This window comes from Paracholeplasma morum, assembly GCF_016907055.1.
Classification (GTDB): domain Bacteria; phylum Bacillota_I; class Bacilli_A; order Acholeplasmatales; family UBA5453; genus Paracholeplasma; species Paracholeplasma morum.
Genome location: NZ_JAFBBG010000012.1, coordinates 13887 through 31298, shown reverse-complemented (window position 1 = coordinate 31298; position 17412 = coordinate 13887). Strand labels below are relative to the sequence as shown.

General features: G+C 35.2%; 15 protein-coding genes and 1 tRNA gene. 10 read left to right on the top strand and 6 right to left on the bottom strand.

Annotated elements, in window-relative coordinates:
- Positions 1-7: 7 nt before the first annotated feature.
- Positions 8-2221: an ABC transporter ATP-binding protein/permease gene (locus JN09_RS06000; RefSeq protein WP_204433761.1), complete on the top strand. Its 2214-nt coding sequence runs from the start codon at positions 8-10 to the stop codon at positions 2219-2221.
- A gap of 39 nt (positions 2222-2260) precedes the next feature.
- On the opposite strand, the gene ispH is transcribed toward JN09_RS06000, so the two are convergent.
- A complete protein-coding gene (ispH, locus tag JN09_RS05995; RefSeq protein ID WP_204433760.1) occupies positions 2261-3193 on the bottom strand; it encodes a 4-hydroxy-3-methylbut-2-enyl diphosphate reductase in 933 nt (310 codons plus the stop codon).
- Positions 3194-3287: 94 nt separating this feature from the next.
- Between ispH and JN09_RS05990 the strand changes: the two genes are divergently transcribed.
- From JN09_RS05990 to JN09_RS05980, 3 genes are all read left to right on the top strand, one after another.
- Entirely contained in the window at positions 3288-4529 is a 1242-nt protein-coding gene (locus tag JN09_RS05990) for a DEAD/DEAH box helicase (RefSeq protein ID WP_204433756.1), read from the top strand.
- On the top strand, positions 4529-5416 hold the full coding sequence (locus JN09_RS05985) for a deoxyribonuclease IV (RefSeq protein WP_204433754.1): 888 nt from the start codon (positions 4529-4531) through the stop codon (positions 5414-5416). The genes JN09_RS05990 and JN09_RS05985 overlap by 1 nt, the downstream gene beginning before the upstream one ends.
- 66 nt (positions 5417-5482) lie before the next feature.
- On the top strand, positions 5483-6355 hold the full coding sequence (locus JN09_RS05980; protein ID WP_204433752.1) for a DegV family protein: 873 nt from the start codon (positions 5483-5485) through the stop codon (positions 6353-6355).
- Between the two features lie 35 nt (positions 6356-6390).
- Here the strand turns inward: JN09_RS05980 and JN09_RS05975 are convergent, their stop codons facing one another.
- Both JN09_RS05975 and JN09_RS05970 read right to left on the bottom strand, forming a co-directional pair.
- The gene (locus JN09_RS05975; protein ID WP_204433750.1) at positions 6391-7620 is read right to left on the bottom strand and encodes a glucose-1-phosphate adenylyltransferase; all 1230 of its coding nucleotides are present in this window, start codon (positions 7618-7620) and stop codon (positions 6391-6393) included.
- Between the two features lie 12 nt (positions 7621-7632).
- The gene (locus JN09_RS05970; protein ID WP_204433748.1) at positions 7633-9057 is read right to left on the bottom strand and encodes a glycogen synthase; all 1425 of its coding nucleotides are present in this window, start codon (positions 9055-9057) and stop codon (positions 7633-7635) included.
- 165 nt (positions 9058-9222) lie between these two features.
- On the opposite strand from JN09_RS05970, the gene JN09_RS05965 reads away from it, so the two are divergent.
- The 5 genes from JN09_RS05965 (at position 9223) to JN09_RS05945 (ending at position 13788) form a co-directional block, all read left to right on the top strand.
- Positions 9223-9762 carry a DUF6568 family protein gene (locus JN09_RS05965; RefSeq protein WP_204433746.1) on the top strand — a complete coding sequence of 180 codons (540 nt, stop codon included), beginning with the start codon at positions 9223-9225 and terminating at the stop codon, positions 9760-9762.
- Between the two features lie 50 nt (positions 9763-9812).
- On the top strand, positions 9813-11483 hold the full coding sequence (gene argS, locus JN09_RS05960) for an arginine--tRNA ligase (RefSeq protein ID WP_204433736.1): 1671 nt from the start codon (positions 9813-9815) through the stop codon (positions 11481-11483).
- On the top strand, positions 11483-12514 hold the full coding sequence (locus JN09_RS05955; protein WP_204433734.1) for a lysylphosphatidylglycerol synthase transmembrane domain-containing protein: 1032 nt from the start codon (positions 11483-11485) through the stop codon (positions 12512-12514). Before argS ends, JN09_RS05955 begins: the two co-directional genes overlap by 1 nt.
- A 2-nt stretch (positions 12515-12516) precedes the next feature.
- Complete coding sequence (gene mgs / locus JN09_RS05950; RefSeq protein WP_204433732.1) at positions 12517-13689, top strand: alpha-monoglucosyldiacylglycerol synthase; 1173 nt, start codon at positions 12517-12519, stop codon at positions 13687-13689.
- A 12-nt stretch (positions 13690-13701) separates the two neighbouring features.
- A tRNA-Leu gene (locus JN09_RS05945) sits at positions 13702-13788 on the top strand.
- 184 nt (positions 13789-13972) lie between these two features.
- On the opposite strand, the gene JN09_RS05940 is transcribed toward JN09_RS05945, so the two are convergent.
- From JN09_RS05940 to JN09_RS05930, 3 genes are read right to left on the bottom strand one after another with little or no spacing between them, the layout of a single operon-like run.
- Positions 13973-14182: a hypothetical protein gene (locus JN09_RS05940; RefSeq protein ID WP_204433730.1), complete on the bottom strand. Its 210-nt coding sequence runs from the start codon at positions 14180-14182 to the stop codon at positions 13973-13975.
- 8 nt (positions 14183-14190) lie between these two features.
- Positions 14191-14937 carry a TPM domain-containing protein gene (locus JN09_RS05935; RefSeq protein ID WP_204433728.1) on the bottom strand — a complete coding sequence of 249 codons (747 nt, stop codon included), beginning with the start codon at positions 14935-14937 and terminating at the stop codon, positions 14191-14193.
- Positions 14938-14940: 3 nt separating this feature from the next.
- The gene (locus JN09_RS05930; RefSeq protein WP_204433726.1) at positions 14941-15531 is read right to left on the bottom strand and encodes a LemA family protein; all 591 of its coding nucleotides are present in this window, start codon (positions 15529-15531) and stop codon (positions 14941-14943) included.
- A 444-nt stretch (positions 15532-15975) separates the two neighbouring features.
- On the opposite strand from JN09_RS05930, the gene JN09_RS05925 reads away from it, so the two are divergent.
- Positions 15976-17406 carry a pectate lyase family protein gene (locus JN09_RS05925; protein ID WP_204433724.1) on the top strand — a complete coding sequence of 477 codons (1431 nt, stop codon included), beginning with the start codon at positions 15976-15978 and terminating at the stop codon, positions 17404-17406.
- The last annotated feature ends 6 nt before the right edge of the window (positions 17407-17412 follow it).

The window sequence follows — 17412 nt, the reverse complement described above, 5'->3', positions numbered from 1 at the left end:
TGATGACATGATAAAAACAGCGAATTTACATAAATATTTTAATAAGCGTAAGAAAAACGAAATTCATGTCATGAACGACATTTCTATTGAACTGCCAGATTCAGGGTTAGTGGTGTTGTTTGGGCCATCAGGCTCAGGTAAAACAACCCTTCTAAATGTCATTGGTGGTCTAGATAGAGCGTCCGGTAAGATTGAACTAGATGGTGCAGTATTAGATCGATATGACATGGGTAAATGGGATAAAATCCGTAATGAGAAGATTGGGTATATCTTCCAAAACTATATGTTGTTGGAACACTTATCAATCTATGAAAACATTAGACTTGTCCTAAATATGGTTGGGATTACCGACAAAGAAGAAATCAACAAACGTGTGGAATACTTACTTGAATCGGTAGGTATGAAAAACTTCAAAAAACGTAAAGCGGGATTACTGTCTGGTGGTCAACAACAAAGGGTTGCCATCGCCAGAGCTTTAGCTAAAAATCCCAGCATCATCATCGCGGATGAACCTACGGGGAACCTTGACTCTAAAAATACTGTAGAAGTCATGAACATCATCAAGAAGATTTCTAAAACTAAGCTGGTTATCTTGGTGACACATGAACGTGATATTGCAGAGTTCTATGCCGATAGAGTCATTGAATTGTACGATGGTAAAGTCGTAAATGACCGCACAAATGAGGCAACTGGCTCACTGGATTTAAAACATGAGTCTGATATTTACTTAAAAGATTTAAACAAAGTAGAAGTCCAACAAGATGAAATTGACTATAAGTTCTATTCGGATCAACCAAGTGAAAAGTTTAAAGTCAGACTTGTCTATAAAAACGGAACTTTATACATCGACTTAGGTGATAACAACTACAAGAATGTAAAGATCTTAGATGGCAATACAACAGTTAAACTGATTGATGAACACTATAAGGCTGTTTCAAAAGAAACCGTTAATGACCTTGGAAACTATGATTTTGAATCGATCATTGATGAGACCAAGCGTAACAAGCGTCAACCTATCATTACCGTCAAGCACGCAGTTAAACTCGCATTCAATAAAATCCTTAATCAAACTAAAAAACGTCGAATGTTGTTTGTTGGATTTGCCTTAGCGGGATTCCTTTTAACGATTGCTTCAGGGCTAGTAACAAGATTAAATACAGAAATGATTAACCCTTATCAGTCATATCCGGAAAACTATGTAGAGGTCCAAAACATTAATACATGGGATAAATATAAAAAGCTTCTTGATGATCCTTATACCATCCACGTTAGATCGGCTTATTATTCTGTTCCACTTAAGTTTGAGTTTTTAGAAGTCTATCAATTAGGAGATTTTCAACGAGACATGTTCCTCTCAATTGAGTATGCAAATACAGTCTCTAATAAAGATATTGTCTATGGTAGAAACATTGAGTCACCCAATGAAGTCCTTATGGATGTCGTTCTTTTTGAAGGGTATTATACTTCAGTTACTCAAGTTACCCGCTCTTTTGGAATTAACGATTATAAAGAGGTGCTCAATAAAACGCTTTTAGTCAATGGTAAACCTTTTGAGATTGTCGGATTTACCAATAGAGGATTTGAAGTACTCATTATACAAGAAGAGGCTTTCTTGAGAGCTAGAAGTGATCTTGGGCCAACAGCTACCATTGAAGAACTTCAAAAAGATTTCTATGATACTAGTGATATGAGATTCTCCAATATCATTGTGTATTCAAGTAATCCTGAAAAATCTGTAGAAAGTTTAAACGAAACAGAAAGCACATTTAATGCTTACTATCTATTCCCTGAAAACCAAAAGGAGTATGAAGAAAGCATGCGTATGACAACGATTATCTTTACAGTGTTTATTGGAGTTATCGTAGGCATTACGTGGATAAGTCTATTTTTCGTAATGAGAGGATCATTGCTTGAAAGAGTCTCTGAAATCTCTGTTTATCGCGCACTTGGTGTTAGACGAATAGACATCCTCAAGAGCTATGTGATTGAAATCTTAATCATCACCTCAGTCTCATTTGCGATTGGATACGTATTTGGTTTCTATTATTTCACAAATATGAACAAAGCATTGATTAATGGTGATATCATCAAGTTTACACCAATTACCGTAATTCTATCACTAGTAGTAATATATGGTGGGAACCAATTAATTGGACTATTGCCAGTATTTGGATTACTAAGAAAGACACCTGCTCAAATTATGAGTAGCTATGATGCATAAAAATAAAGGCACTTAAGTTTTCGCTTAAGTGCCATTTTTTTAGCCTAAAATATCCAAATACGTGAGTTTTGAAGTAGTATCCCAAGTGGATTTGTCTTCATAATTGAATTGTCTTAAGAAACCTAGTATCTCATTGGTAACAGCAGTAGGTGTAGAAGCACCACTAGTCAGTGAGATTTTTTTTATGCCCTTAAACCATTCTGGGTTGATTTCAGAAATATCCTCAACACGGAATGATTTGATATTGCGCTCGTGTTCTGAAACAAATTGTAGCTTGTTAGAATTGGATGATAAGGTGTCTCCCACAACAATACATAACTCAACTTGAGGTTGGTCAATGACTGCTTTTTGTCTTAAAGTAGTTGCATCACAAATGTCATCATCAAAGATTAAGTCAGGGTATTTAAGTCTTAATACATCTAAGACCACATTGATGTCATATCTAGACAGGGTAGTTTGATTGGTTACAAATAACTTATGGTGTGGGTTTCTCATTTGATAGTTCATCGCATCAGTCTTGTTTGTTAAGAAAGTAATCTCTTTACTAATCCCTAATACGCCTTCTGGTTCAGGGTGGTTCTTATGACCAATATATACGATTTCGTAACCCTCTTTTAGATGATTCTTGACAGCATCATGAACTTTAGTTACATCCTTACAAGTCGCATCAATAACGTTGAGTGACTTATTTAGTGCTTTCTCTTTTACACCATCGGACACACCATGAGCGGTCATAATCACAGTACCTTGATCTACTAAATCAAGCAACTCTAAACGCGTCTTGTTAGGGGTATCTAAACTGATGACGCCAAGTGATTTAAACGCTTCAGTTATTTTTTTATTGTGAACGATTAACCCCAGCACGTAAATAGGCTTTGGGATTGATTCGTCTAGGGATGCTTTTTTTACCATGCTTAGCGCTTTAGCTACGCCATGGCAATAGCCTCTAGGTCTTAAGTCATAAACTTCCATATTATCACCAAATCTATTATAACAAGAACAATTCATAAATGCGAATGTTAGGAAAAATAGTCTTATTTTGATATAATTAAAAGAAGGTGATTTTATGTTTAAACAAGAAATAAAAAATGCAATTGAAAAACTAGGGTATCATACGTTTACACCGATTCAAAAAAGTATGTTTGATGCCTATTTGAAACACGAACACATTATTGGATTGGCTCCAACCGGCACGGGGAAGACCCATGCGTATTTGTTGCCAATCATGAATGAGATAGATCCTAATTTAAAGGCCGTTCAGGCAGTCGTTTGTGTCCCAACCAATGACTTAGTCATCCAAGTAGAAAAGATGGCTAAAACCTTAGGTTTAGAAGTGGATATCAAAGCTTATGTCTCTGGTAAAGACCGCCTAAGAGAACTGGATCAACTAACTAAAAGACAACCTCAACTGGTTATCGCTACGCCAGGGAAACTTGAAGATTATGCGATTAAAGAGAATAAATTAAAAATCCATACTGCCAACTATTTTGTCTTAGATGAAGCGGATATGATGTTAGATCTAGACTTTATCACAACTTTAGATAAAGTATTCTACTCAGTCAAGGCCTCTCACTTATGGATGTTTTCAGCAACCCTTCCAGATGGTTTAGATAAGTTTATTACTAGATACTTTGGACAGTCTTACCGAATTGATCTTAAGGACCCATCTGTACTGAATATTACCCATGGATTAATTATGACCAAAATGGAAAATAAAGACAAAGATTTTCTAGATATCATTAGTAAGATAAACCCATACATCGGAATGGTTTTTGTCTCAAAAAGAGAAACCATCGATCACGTCTATAACCTGCTTACAGAATCAGGGTATAGCGCAGTTAAAATCTCAGGAGAGACCAAAGTCAAAGAACGTAAACAAATACTAGATCAAGTAAGAAACTTGAAGTACCGTTTTATCGTATCTTCAGACATTGCTTCAAGAGGGATTGACCTTGAAGGTGTAACGCACGTTATCAACTATGAACTCCCTTATCAATTAGAATTCTACATTCACCGTTCAGGTAGAACTGGTAGAGCCAATCGCAGCGGCATCGTTTATACACTTTATACCAATGAACAAGCAAGAAAGATAGAATCTATTGAGAAAAAAGGCATTCGCTTTAAGAAATTCCAACTCACTAAAGATGATATTGTTGAAATCATTAAAAAGCCAAAAGGATTAAGTGAAGAAGAACTGGATGCCATCAAGAAAATCAAGAAACCAACTAAAGTAGCACCAAACTACAAAAAGAAAAACGCAGAGAAAATAAAAAAAGCGAAACGTATCGCTAGGTATGGAGGTAAGTAATGTTAAAAATTGGTTCACATGTTGCCCTATCAGGTAAAGACATGTATGAAGGTTCAGTTAAAGAAGCCTTATCTTACGGGGCAAACGCATTCATGGTTTATACAGGTGCACCTCAAAACACCATTAGAAAAAAGATTGAAGACATGAACATCGAAGGGGCTGAAAGGCTGATGGCAGAAGCTGGGCTATCGTTTGATAATGTTGTCGTGCATGCGCCTTACATCATCAACCTCGCGAACCCAGACCCTGAAAAGCGTCAATTTGCCGTGGATTTCTTAACAAGTGAAGTGATTAGAACTGCAAAAATGCATGTTAACCAAATTGTATTACATCCAGGTTCAGCTGTGGGTAAAGATCGAAATGAAGCTCTTCACTGGATTGCAGAAGGCATAAATCAAGTCATTTCAAACACTAAAGACTTAAACGTTAGAATTGCGATTGAAACCATGGCTGGTAAAGGCAATGAAATGGGTAAAACCTTTGAAGAGATTAGAGATATGATTAACCTCATTGAAGATAAATCTAGAGTATCTGTTTGTTTTGATACATGTCATACTAGTGATGCAGGTTACCCGATCAAAGATGATTTTAAAGGCGTTATTGAACAGTTTGATCAAATCATTGGTAAAAAATACATTAGTGTATTCCACATTAACGACTCCAAAAACCCTCAAGGTGCTCGAAAAGACAGACACGCGAATATTGGTTATGGTGAAATCGGCTTTGATAGTCTCTTAGAAGTTATTTATCACGAAGACTTTAAAGATATCCCTAAAATACTTGAAACCCCTTATATCAATGATAAAGCGCCTTATAAAGCTGAAATTGAAATGATTAGAAAGAGAGTATTTAACGAAAACTTAATTTCTGAAGTAAGCGAGAATTAAAGCATATTGAAATATAATTGAAAAATAGTATAATTAGATTACAATAATAATAAAAGGAGGCATTATATGAATAAGTATGTCATTATTACAGATTCAGCATGTGATTTAACCGATGAAGTAGCAAAGAAGTTCGATTTACAAGTTTGTCCATTGAAGTTCGTGATCGAAGGCGTTGAATACCCGGATTATTTAGATCACAGGGCAATGTCACCAGAGGATTTTTATGCAAAAGTAAGAAGTGGCTTAATGCCATCTACTGCGCAAGTCAATACAGAAGAATACATAGAGATAGCTGAACCATTCTTGAAAAAAGGCGATGATGTATTAATCATTGCGTTCTCAAGTGCACTATCTGGAACATATAACAGCGCTAGAATTGCAGTAGAACAATTGAAAGAAATGTATCCGACCCGAAAAGTGATGTTGGTCGACTCAAAAGCAGCTTCACTAGGTCAAGGATTATTAGTATACCATGCAGCAACAATGAGGGCTAATAATCACTCCATCGAAGAAGTAACAGAATTCTTAGAAGCACACAAACTTCATTTAGCTCATTGGTTTACCGTATCTGATATTCAACATTTAAAGCGTGGGGGAAGAGTAAGTGGGGCAGCAGCGTTAGTTGCTGGCATGTTAAACATTAACCCAGTCTTACACGTTTCAGATGAAGGTAAACTCATCTCAAGAATGAAGCCGATTGGACGTAAAAAAGCACTTAAGGCGTTGTTTGAAAAAATGAAAGAAACGTATGATCCAACGATCTCAAATGTTTGTTTCATTAGTCATGGAGATGACCTTAAAGATGCAATCATTTTAAAAGAAATTATTGAAAAAGAACTAGATGTCGATATTAGATTGATTAACCATATTGGACCAGTCATTGGTGCCCATTCTGGACCTAATACGATTGCATTATTCTTCTTTGCGAAACATAGATAATAAAAGCCCTCACATCATTTTGTGAGGGCTTTACTTTATCTTATGGTTGAACCAGATTTAATTTCTAATTGATCAAACTTGGCATTTCTATAAATTCTACAGTTACGTGGAATCTTCGCACCATCTGGAACGAAGCCATGTTTTTCAATGACATTAATACCAGATGATAGGACATTTGGTCTTTCTTCATTTGGTGTATAGTCTTCACCAAACCCAATAATTGCGTTTCTACCAACATAGACTTTCTTATCGAGAATGGCTTTATCAACAACCGCATTCTCACTGATAATCGTATTGTTTAGAATAACAGAATCTCTCACTACAGCGCCTTTTTCAACACGAACGCCTGGGCTTAATACACTATTGATTACTGTGCCATCGATAACAGAACCGTTAGAGATTAATGAGTTAACAATTTTCGCATTATTGCCAACTCTTACAGGTGGCATTTCTTCGCTTCGCGTATAGATCTTCCATTGATCACTATAAAGGTCCAGTCTCGGTTCTTGCATATTAAGGAGTTCGATATTGGTTTGAAGGTAGGAATCATAGGTACCTACATCGCGCCAATAACCATTAAACTCATACCCATAGACAGGGGTATTATGGTTGTTGATTAGACTTGGAATAATATGTTTACCAAAATCTAGGTTAGGGTCTTTAATGGTTTCTAAAGCATTGTATAACACTTCAGCGGAAAATACATAAATACCCATGGATGCTTGGTTAGATTTAGGTTGTTTTGGCTTTTCTTCAAACCCGATGATTCTTGAGTTTTTGTCGGTTTCCATGATTCCAAAACGGTGTGCCTCTTCGAAGGGTACTTGTTGAGTTGCAATCGTAAGTTTTGCACCTTTTTCAATGTGGAAATCAATCATCTTTTTATAGTTCATTTTATAGATATGATCGCCAGAGAGTATTAAAATGTACTTTGGGTCTCTACGCTTAACGAAATTCAAGTTTTTTAACACAGAGTCTGCAGTTCCCATATACCATTCATTATGAGGTTGAAGTAGTGTGACTTGAGAATCTCTTCTGTCTAGATCCCATGGTTTACCGGAACCGATGTGTTCGTTAAGTGAGAATGGTAAGTATTGTGTTAGGATTGCGATATCATAAATGCCTGAGTTCGCACAGTTTGAAAGTGAGAAGTCGATGATTCTAAATTTACCAGCAAATGGTACAGCCGGTTTACTGCGTTTTTCTGATAATATATCTAGTCTAGAGCCTTTTCCTCCAGCTAAAATCAATGCTAATGTTTCCATAGGGTTTCTCCTTTATGATTTAAGTATTCTTTCGTATAGTTCTAGGTATTCCTTGCCCATTTGTTCAAGCGAATGGTCTTGTTTCATTGCGTTTCTAACTAATATCTTCCAATCGTCTTGATTGTTCGCATAAAGAAGGATTGCATCTAGTAACACTTGTTTGAGTTCATGTGCATTGTAGTTTGAGAAGCTAAATCCATGACCATCCTTCGTGTATTTGTTATACGGTGTTACGGTATCTTTAAGACCACCCGTTTCTCTTACAAGCGGTAAGCATCCATAACGCATAGCCATCAATTGACCAAGCCCACAAGGCTCAAACTGACTTGGCATCATTAAGATGTCAGCACTTGCATAGAGTTGATGTGCAAGGGTGTTGTTAAACCCGATAAAACTATAGACTCTTGTACGGTATTTTTCTTGAAGTTTTCTGAAAAAGTCTTCATATAAAGGGTCACCACTACCGATAAATACGAATTTAGCAGTGCTTTCAGCTATTGCTTCTTCAAGGGTTGCCATCATTAAGTCAATTCCTTTTTGTTTTGCTAGTCTTCCGATATACGCTACAAGCGCTGTGTCAGTAGACATATCGAGGTTTAATTTTTTTAATAAGGCAAGTTTGTTCTTCTTTTTTGCAGAACTGAAATGCTTGTAGTTAAATGTTTGTTCAATCAGTGTGTCTGTTTCAGGATTATAGATTTCATAGTCAATGCCATTTAGGATTCCTGAGAAATGATTGAGTCTAGATTTTAAAGCACCATCTAGAGTAAAACCATAATACTCATATTGAACTTCCTCTCTGTAAGTAGGGCTTACAGTATTAATATGATTGGCTCTCATTATGGCTGCTTTCAAATAATTCATACGGTCAAAGTGAATGTAGGCATAATTGAACGGACGATTAATCAGCTTATGCGCATCCTTAGGAAATGACCCTTGGTATTCCAAATTATGGATGGTAAGTAGTGTTTTAATGTCTTTATAAAGTGGATTAACCCTGTAAATATCATCCAGTAAGAATGGGACTAATCCCGTCTGCCAGTCATTGATGTGAAGTAGGTCAAACTTGACTTTACTAATCGGTATGTATTCTAAGATTGCATAAGAGAAGAATAAGAACCTTTTATCATCATCATAGTAGCCGTAATAGTTGGCTCGTTTAAAGAATGTTTCATTCTCGACAAATACATAAGTAACGCCATCGTAAAATGTTTCATAGAAGTTCGCCTCGTAGACAACATCTTGGATTAAAATGTCTTTAGAACCAATCCATTTGAATGAGGACTTCTTATCGTATAAAGCATCATAAAATGGGGTTATCACAATGGCTTTCTCACCTTTTTGATTAATTATTTTTGGCAGTGCTGAAGCCATATCTGCTAAGCCGCCTGACTTAGAAAATGGGTAGGCTTCACTTGCACAAAAAAGAATATTCATAGACTCATCTCCCTTACTTCAATTATAACCCAATGAAACGGGTTACACAACTGAGTAAATAACAATTTACTTATTTTGCCCATAATTAAAACTAATCATAAAATCAATTGAATAAAAAAAATCGCTATGTTATAATAATACTAGTAATTTAAAGGAGATTCATATATGTCAAAAAAGGCTTATGCAAGACCTCAACACAAGGTTAAACCACTTACAATCATTATTGTAGTCGGTATTCTGTTTTTGTTTGCAGCATTGATCGCAGTTTTAATCCCATCAGATAAGGAAAAAATATATAAAGCTTATACAAGTGCTGGTTCACCAAACTTGCAACAAGATCACGTTTTTGAATCTATTTCAGCTTCAAAACTCATTAAAGTGATTAAATCTGAAGAACCAATCATTGTATTCTTTGGAAATCCTTCTTGCAGTGTATGTGTAACTGAAATTGGTTACTACGATATTCAATTCCAATCTTATGGGTTGAAAGAATCTATTAAGCAAATCTATTATGTTGATACTAGGACATTATCAACAAAAATGATTAAAGAACTTCAAGATACCTATAAATTTAAACTTGAAGCAACCCCTGAGTTATACTACGTTAACAATGGCGCTATCGTTCTAAATAGAGCTGATGTTACTGGAGATACTCAAGTGGCTCAAATCAAAGAATTCATGCGTTTAGTCAGTCTATCAAATTAAAAAGCACACACGTGCTTTTTTTGTATGTTATTAGAAAGTAAGGTGTTAAAATGATTCAAGCAATTAAAGACGATATTAAAACCAGTGTAATGTTAGGTTTGAATAACCCTGACATTAATGTGGTTGTAGAAGAACCCAAAAGAGGAAATGCCGATTTAGCAATACCACTTTTTGGATTAGTAAAACAATTAGGGATGTCTATGGCTGAACTCTCAAGCAAAGTATCAGCAATCCTAGAAGATAATCCTTCTATTAGTGAAACCCAATTCTTAAATGGGTTTTTAAACATTTCCATTGACCGCGTAAGATTATCTAAAGAAGTGATTGAGGAAGTATTAACAGAAAAAGAAAAGTTTGGTAATGATACGATCAACCAAACGGTATGTATAGACTACAGTGCCCCAAATATTGCGAAAAGTTTCTCAATTGGACACTTACGTTCAACCATGATTGGAAATGCCCTTAAAAACATTTATACCAAACTTGGTTATAAAGTCATCGGGATTAACCACCTTGGAGACTGGGGTACTCAATTTGGAAAGATGATTGTTGCCTACAAACTATGGGGCGATAGAAAACTTATTGAACAAAACCCAATTACAGAACTTCAAAAACTCTATGTTAAGTTCCACCAAGAATCCGAATCAAATCCAAGTTTGGAAGACGATGCAAGAGCCATCTTTAAACGCTTAGAAGATGGCGATCAAGAAATGCTAGAGTTATGGCAATATTTTAGAGATGAATCCTTAAAAGAATTTATGTCTATGTATGACTTACTTGGGGTAAGCTTTGATTCTTACGATGGAGAGTCTTTCTATAATGATAAGATGGAAGCCATCGCAGATAGATTAGATGAACTCGGATTATTAGTCGAAGACGACGGTGCAATGATTGTTCGTCTAGGGGATCAAATTCCGCCTGCTTTAATCAAACGTAGAGATGGCGCTACACTATACATCACACGTGATTTAGCCGCTTTAATGTATCGATACAATCATTATCATTTTGATAAGGTTTTATATGTTGTAGGTAACGAACAAAAACTTCACTTTGAACAATTAAAAGCTGTAACCAAATTAATGGGACATGATTTTGACATTGAACATGTGAACTTCGGATTAGTCTTGCAAGATGGTAAGAAGATGTCTACTCGTGGGGGTAACGTTGTTAAACTATACGATGTGATTAAAGAAGCGATTGAACAAGCCTTAAATGCGATTACGCTAAAAAACCCTAACATTTCTAACAAAGAAATGGTTGCGAAAGCAGTAGGGATTGGCGCAGTCATCTTTAACGACCTGAAGAACGATCGAAACTCTGAAATCGAGTTCAATCTAGACCAAATGTTGGCATTTGAAGGTCAAACCGGCCCTTACTTACAATACAGTAGTGTTAGAATTGCATCCATCTTAAAAAACCAAACTTTAAGTGAAATATCCAATTACGATATTTTTAATGAACCGCTTTACTTTGAACTCGTTAAGCTGCTTGCTTCCTTCAATCAAACCTTGAAGAAAGCAACCGAAGTAAATGGACCACATGTCATTAGCCGTTATTTATTACAGTTATCTCAGACATTCAATCAGTTTTATGGGCAACATAAAATTATTACGGAGGATGAGGCCGTTAAACAAGCTAACTTACACCTGATTTTAGCTGTTCGTACAGTATTAAATGAAGGCTTAAGATTGCTTGGAATGACTGCGCTCGATGAAATGTAATGCAAGAAACCAAGAAAACCAATATCGTTAAAAATCTTTTCTTCGTATTTATATCACTGGTTTTAGTATTAGTCGTTGTCTTTAGTCTAAACGACATAGGAGAGATTTATAACGCTTTAAAAGGGGTTAATCTTTTATATGTGTTTGTGGGTATGGGGTTGTTATTACTCTATATGATAACTACAAACTTATCCTTACACTTTATTACAACAGGGTTAGGGATTAAACTTCACATGATTGATTCTATGGCCATTGGGTCATCAGAATATTTTTTCAATGCGATTACACCATTTAGCAGCGGTGGGCAACCATTTCAAGCGTATTTCTATATGAAAAAAGGCGTCAGTGGTGATAACACCATGGCAATACTGATGTCTAATTTCATCATTTATCAAGTTGTGATGACAACCATGTCAACGATCGGACTCATTCTTTATTATGACCGTGTACGCGTGGTTTTAGATAATTATTTCTTTTTCATCTTGATTGGTTATATTATGAATTTATCCATTATGGTGTTGTTAGTTTTGATCTCAACTATTCCTCAATTCGAAAAACTTCTTAACCTAGTATTGAGAGGATTAGGGAAAATTAAATTCTTGAAAAAAACGATGGAAAAGGCTGAAAAGAAAACGGTTGCGTTCGTGACAAACTTCCAAATCTCCATGGGGCTCTTATTTAAACGTAAAAGAGTATTAATTGGTGCAAGTCTGTTAAGAATTGCGGGTTTAATCTTGTTAAATTCTATTCCTTATGTTATATTTTTAGCACTAGGTGTCAATCTATCACCAAGCGATTTAGTCTTTGTAATTGCGATGACTCTTTTCGCATCCACATTTATGCTCTGGATACCAACGCCAGGTGCAACTGGTGGAACCGAATGGGCATTCACAGTCATCTTTAGTTCCTTAATCACAGGGGCTACAGCGGTCTTAGTCACTTCGATGTTAATCTGGCGATTTGTGACTTATTACTTTGGCATGCTAGTAGGATTTGCTTCGTATATCGTTGTGCGTAAGAGAGGGATTTAGATATGAGAATTGGATTATTTACAGATGCTTATTTACCACAAATTAGTGGTGTAACAACTTCTATATATATGTTGGCTGAAGGCCTACGTTCGTTAGGTCATGAGGTTTACATTATTACAACTTCTGCTGCAAATACAGTAGAAGATCCTTACATTATTAGACTTAAAGGCATGCCAATTCCAAAGAAAGGGCTAAAGTCTTTTAGAATTGTGCCATTTACATCAGCACACATCAAAAAGATTCACGCCTTAAATTTAGACGTCATGCATGTTCATACCGAATTTTCTATTGGTTCAGTTGCTGTCCATATGAGGGATAAATATGAAATTCCAATGGTATTTACAGTACACACCATGTATGAAGAATACTTGCATTATGTGTCTAAGTTCTTAAACAAGTTCTTTAGACGCCCATTAATGCACTATTTAAAGAAACTTATGAAACGCTTTATTAGACGTGCAGATGTTACAATCACACCGACTCAAAAAGTTATGGACTTAATGAAGAGTTATAACATTGAGGGGCATTATGATATTATTCCTACTGGCATTCAATTAGATAAGTTTAAACGTGAAAACTATGAAGAGTCTAGAATTCTTGAACTGAAGAAGAGTTTAGGTATCGAAAATGACTTTGTCTATTTATTTTTAGGACGTATCTCAGCAGAGAAATCGATTGACGTATTACTAGATGCCTATTCACAAGTAGCCAAAGAACAAAAATCCAAGTTTTTAATCATCGGAGATGGCCCAGCCATGTCCCAATTAAAAGATAAAGTTAAAAAGCTTAAAATCGAAGATAGAGTTATTTTCACAGGGTTTGTAAAATGGACTGAAGTAGGACTTTACTATCAATTAGGCGATGTATTCCTTAACGCAAGCGTGACAGAAACTCAAGGCTTAACCTATATAGAAGCCCTAGCAGCGAGTATGCCAGTCATTGTTAAATATGACTCTTGCTTACTAGAAGTTATTGATGAATTTAATAATGGATTATTCTTTAGAGACAACAAAGAATTACCATTACTACTAAGACAAGTTTATGAAGTCGAATCCTTGAGAACTAAACTTAGTGAAAATGCATCGAAATCTATTGAAAAATATTCTCAAGAATGTTATTCTAGTAGTGCGCTCAAAGCTTATGAGTACGCAATTAATATGAAAAAAGCTTCATAAGAAGCTTTTCATGCCCAAGTGGTGAAATTGGTAGACGCGCTGGACTCAAAATCCAGAGGGATCAAACCCGTGCCGGTTCGAGTCCGGCCTTGGGCACCAAAACAAACATTAAAGACTCCAATATGAGTCTTTTTTTCTTGTGTGTTGTGTTTTTAAAAAAACAAAAAATAGGGATAAAACTTTATTATATAAAACCTATAATCACTGAATAGAGAGTCTAGAGTGTATAATAAAAGCCTGTCTCAAATGGGTTTGGTCCATTTTTACGAGACAGGTTTTATTTCTATTCGAACTTTTTATATATAGATAGGTCAATGTCTTCAAAGTCTACATGAGTCTTACCATCAATGATTCTGTATTGATGTCCAGCATTACTAGTGATGACATCTCCTATTTGAAGATGACTTTGTTTTTCAATATAAAAATGATGCGTATCAAATGATCTTGGATAGCTTTCAACTGTAACGAGCGTATATTTATCTTCTTTGGACATAGTTAATTCTACCTTCTTTTCTTAAATAGACCAGCACCACCAGAAGAACCTCCGCCACCTCTTATTTTAAAGAATAAACCTCCACCAATGGTTAATACTCCAAATAGAACTGCGTAGATAACAGGGTAGTTTCCGAGTATGTATAACAAGTCCCATCCATCAGGACTGTCATCTGGTGGAATATATGGCGCATTCAATAATTCATCAAAGTACTCGTCTAAATTATAATCGATTGGCGTCATGTCATATACTAGCGTATACACACGGTTCAGTAATTCAAAATTGAGATGCACAACAGTCATATCAGCGATGCCATAGTATTCATCGCTAAAAAGGATTTTAAGCGTGTTATTCATGTATATTGGTGTGAATAGATATTCAAGATGGTAACCCACCTCATATCCATAACCTACAAGCTCTCTTGACTCAATATCATCAATATAGGTTTGTTTATAGAATAACATTACTAATAACCCTTTATCATTTTTACCAATACCCCATTTACGGTAAAGCGCTGTTTTATCGACTTTGAGCATTTCATCATCATTCTCAATTAGAAATGTTGCGTATACGATTTGGACTTCACCAAGTTCCTCGTATAAATAACGATTATAAGATGCAATCTCAACTTCAGTATAGGTCATTAAAGCATCAGCATAATCGTTAACATAAAAATTCTTTGTGGGTTCGGGTAAGTTGTCTTTTTTACATCCCAAAAGCACTAATATTATTAATAGGCTAATGACTTTCTTCATAAACTAGTTAAAACTTATATCTGGAATGTCGGTCTTACCATCGTCTATCTTCCAGTATTCTTTTTCTTTTTCAAAACCAAAGATGGATCTATATACTAATCCAGGGAATCGTTTAGAAGTCTTATTATATTCCTTTACGGCATCATTATAGTCGTCACGAGCAGTCTTTAACATAGACTCTAGAACATAGATGGTATCCATTAAGCCTTCAAATGAATCTGCAGTCACTAGATTCGGGTTATTCTCAATCGCAAACAATAATTCCGTTACTGCGACTGCTTCTAAAGCATCCGCTTCAGCTAAGGCTTCAACATCATTATTAGCTAACGCTGCTGCATAGGCAGTACGGGCTTCAATGATCTTATTATAAATCGCAAGTTCGTGTTGTTGTAGACCATTAACGGTTGCTACTATTTGGGTAATGGTATTGTGACGTTGCTCAAAGTTACTGAACACAGTCGCATAGTTGTCTTCAATGGTTTCATCTTTATCGATGAAACGGTTATAGAACACAATGGTTTGTATGCCTATTATTAAAACAATTAAAACAACAATCCCCAAAACAGATAAAATAATACTTTTTTGTCTATTCATAATTACCCTCCTAGATTTTTGCAATTATTATATACCCAGAGCGTTCATATATCAAATAAATATAGTCTTTAGGAGTGTAATTTTTATAGATTGACTAGTTTATGTAAATAAGACTGTGTATTTAACCATAAAATGAAAGATAAGACCAATGAATTTTTTTTTTTGTGTTTTCGTCTCGTATAGTTACTAAAGGTATCATCTAGTGTGGATAAATATTTAAACATCAACCACTGTGAAAATTGGTGGTTTTTTACTTTTTGTCTCAGAAATTTATAACTAATGGTTTATTCATTCATTTCTTTCCGATTCGTTCTTAAATTGGATCTCTTTTTGATAAAACATCGTCCTTATTAATAGTTATGTAAGCGTTGACATTTTTGGTTAACTCATGGTATAATTTAATAGAAATAAACAGTGTTCAATATAATAAACGATGGAGATAACATGAAAAGACTTTCACTGGTATTTGTATTATGTTTAGTATCTATGATGGCCTCTTGTACTAAACCCACTGTAACTGACAAACCCGATACAACCATACCAAATGATAAACCTGTTATTGATTATTCTAGGTTTCAAAACCCATTTGGTTTTTCTTCGTTGGTTATTACAGATCGTTCTAGTTATAAGAATGATATAGAAGTTGTTACTAATGAAATTGAGTTTCTAGATGCTTTAATGAATGAAGAAGTCATGATAATCAAATTAATGAATGATTTATCCTTAGGGTCAAAGGAGTTAAGCATAAAGCTAGAAGAAGTTGGAAAAACACTAAACGATTATAAGAATGTCTATAGAGCCCATAGAAATACCCCACTGACACATCCAACTTTAATGGAAAGTGGTATAGGTGAAGTAAGACTGCTTAATCGATCTGACTTAGTGATTTACTCAGAATCGGGTATTAAGATTAAACATGCAGCTTTTCTTATTGAAGATTCTAATAACCTGGTATTCAGAAACATTCATTTTTCTGAGTTATGGGAATGGGATGAAACCTCAACAGGTGGATATAAACGAAATGACTGGGACTATTTTGGTCTAAAGAATGTTAATGGCATATGGTTTGATCATTTAACATTTGACCAAGCTTATGATGGCATTATTGATTTAAGAGAACATTCTAAAAATGTAACGCTATCTTGGTCAAAACTTAATTTCAATCCAAATGACTTTATTAGTACACAAATCCATTACCTTGAAGAGAATAGAAGTACGCATCCATACTATGATTCATTAAGAAATGAAGGGATTTCAAAAGAAGACTTAGAACTATTCATGAGTTTTCAAAAGAAGGGCTTCAATTTAGGTAACACTACAGATGGTGAAGGCTTCGAAGACATTACGATGACGTTTCATCATTTAGAAGTGTTTAATCTAATGGATAGAATGCCGAGAATCAGAAAAGGGGATGCGCATCTATATCACATGATATTAGATAATACGCGCATACACGAGTTAAGGCTTAAACTGAATAGCCCAAATCTATCATTTGTTAATCAAGGGTTAGTAAGTACCGAAGAAGGGTCTATCTTACTTGAAAACTCAATCTATATGTTTGTTTCAACGCCAATAAAGAATCATCAAGATAGTAACCCTGATCTAAAGTACACAGGGGCCTATCAAGTGACAAACTCAGAATTGATTACTGCCAATAGAACCTATTTCGGCTCTAGTGAAGATAAGAACTCTCTATGGGTTCATAATGGCAGTAATTACTTGCCTTATCAAATGAGAAACTATAAGGCAATACCTTATAAGTATCTCTTAGAAGACATCTATTATTTGAAAGACACATTTAAAAGCTTTCCAACAGGTGCACAAACCATCGAAACCTTTGATTGGTTATCAATTAACACAAATTTAAGTCAATGAGGAGAA

Excerpts from the sequence above, each read along its gene's own strand:
- JN09_RS05965 (WP_204433746.1), top strand. The coding sequence starts at position 9,223 with ATGTCAAAAAAGGCTTATGCAAGACCTCAACACAAGGTTAAACCACTT.
- JN09_RS05975 (WP_204433750.1), bottom strand. The coding sequence starts at position 7,620 with ATGGAAACATTAGCATTGATTTTAGCTGGAGGAAAAGGCTCTAGACTA.
- JN09_RS05985 (WP_204433754.1), top strand. The coding sequence starts at position 4,529 with ATGTTAAAAATTGGTTCACATGTTGCCCTATCAGGTAAAGACATGTAT.
- JN09_RS05980 (WP_204433752.1), top strand. The coding sequence starts at position 5,483 with ATGAATAAGTATGTCATTATTACAGATTCAGCATGTGATTTAACCGAT.
- argS (WP_204433736.1), top strand. The coding sequence starts at position 9,813 with ATGATTCAAGCAATTAAAGACGATATTAAAACCAGTGTAATGTTAGGT.
- JN09_RS05955 (WP_204433734.1), top strand. The coding sequence starts at position 11,483 with ATGCAAGAAACCAAGAAAACCAATATCGTTAAAAATCTTTTCTTCGTA.
- ispH (WP_204433760.1), bottom strand. The coding sequence starts at position 3,193 with ATGGAAGTTTATGACTTAAGACCTAGAGGCTATTGCCATGGCGTAGCT.
- JN09_RS05970 (WP_204433748.1), bottom strand. The coding sequence starts at position 9,057 with ATGAATATTCTTTTTTGTGCAAGTGAAGCCTACCCATTTTCTAAGTCA.
- JN09_RS05930 (WP_204433726.1), bottom strand. The coding sequence starts at position 15,531 with ATGAATAGACAAAAAAGTATTATTTTATCTGTTTTGGGGATTGTTGTT.
- JN09_RS06000 (WP_204433761.1), top strand. The coding sequence starts at position 8 with ATGATAAAAACAGCGAATTTACATAAATATTTTAATAAGCGTAAGAAA.
- JN09_RS05940 (WP_204433730.1), bottom strand. The coding sequence starts at position 14,182 with ATGTCCAAAGAAGATAAATATACGCTCGTTACAGTTGAAAGCTATCCA.
- JN09_RS05935 (WP_204433728.1), bottom strand. The coding sequence starts at position 14,937 with ATGAAGAAAGTCATTAGCCTATTAATAATATTAGTGCTTTTGGGATGT.
- JN09_RS05990 (WP_204433756.1), top strand. The coding sequence starts at position 3,288 with ATGTTTAAACAAGAAATAAAAAATGCAATTGAAAAACTAGGGTATCAT.
- mgs (WP_204433732.1), top strand. The coding sequence starts at position 12,517 with ATGAGAATTGGATTATTTACAGATGCTTATTTACCACAAATTAGTGGT.
- JN09_RS05925 (WP_204433724.1), top strand. The coding sequence starts at position 15,976 with ATGAAAAGACTTTCACTGGTATTTGTATTATGTTTAGTATCTATGATG.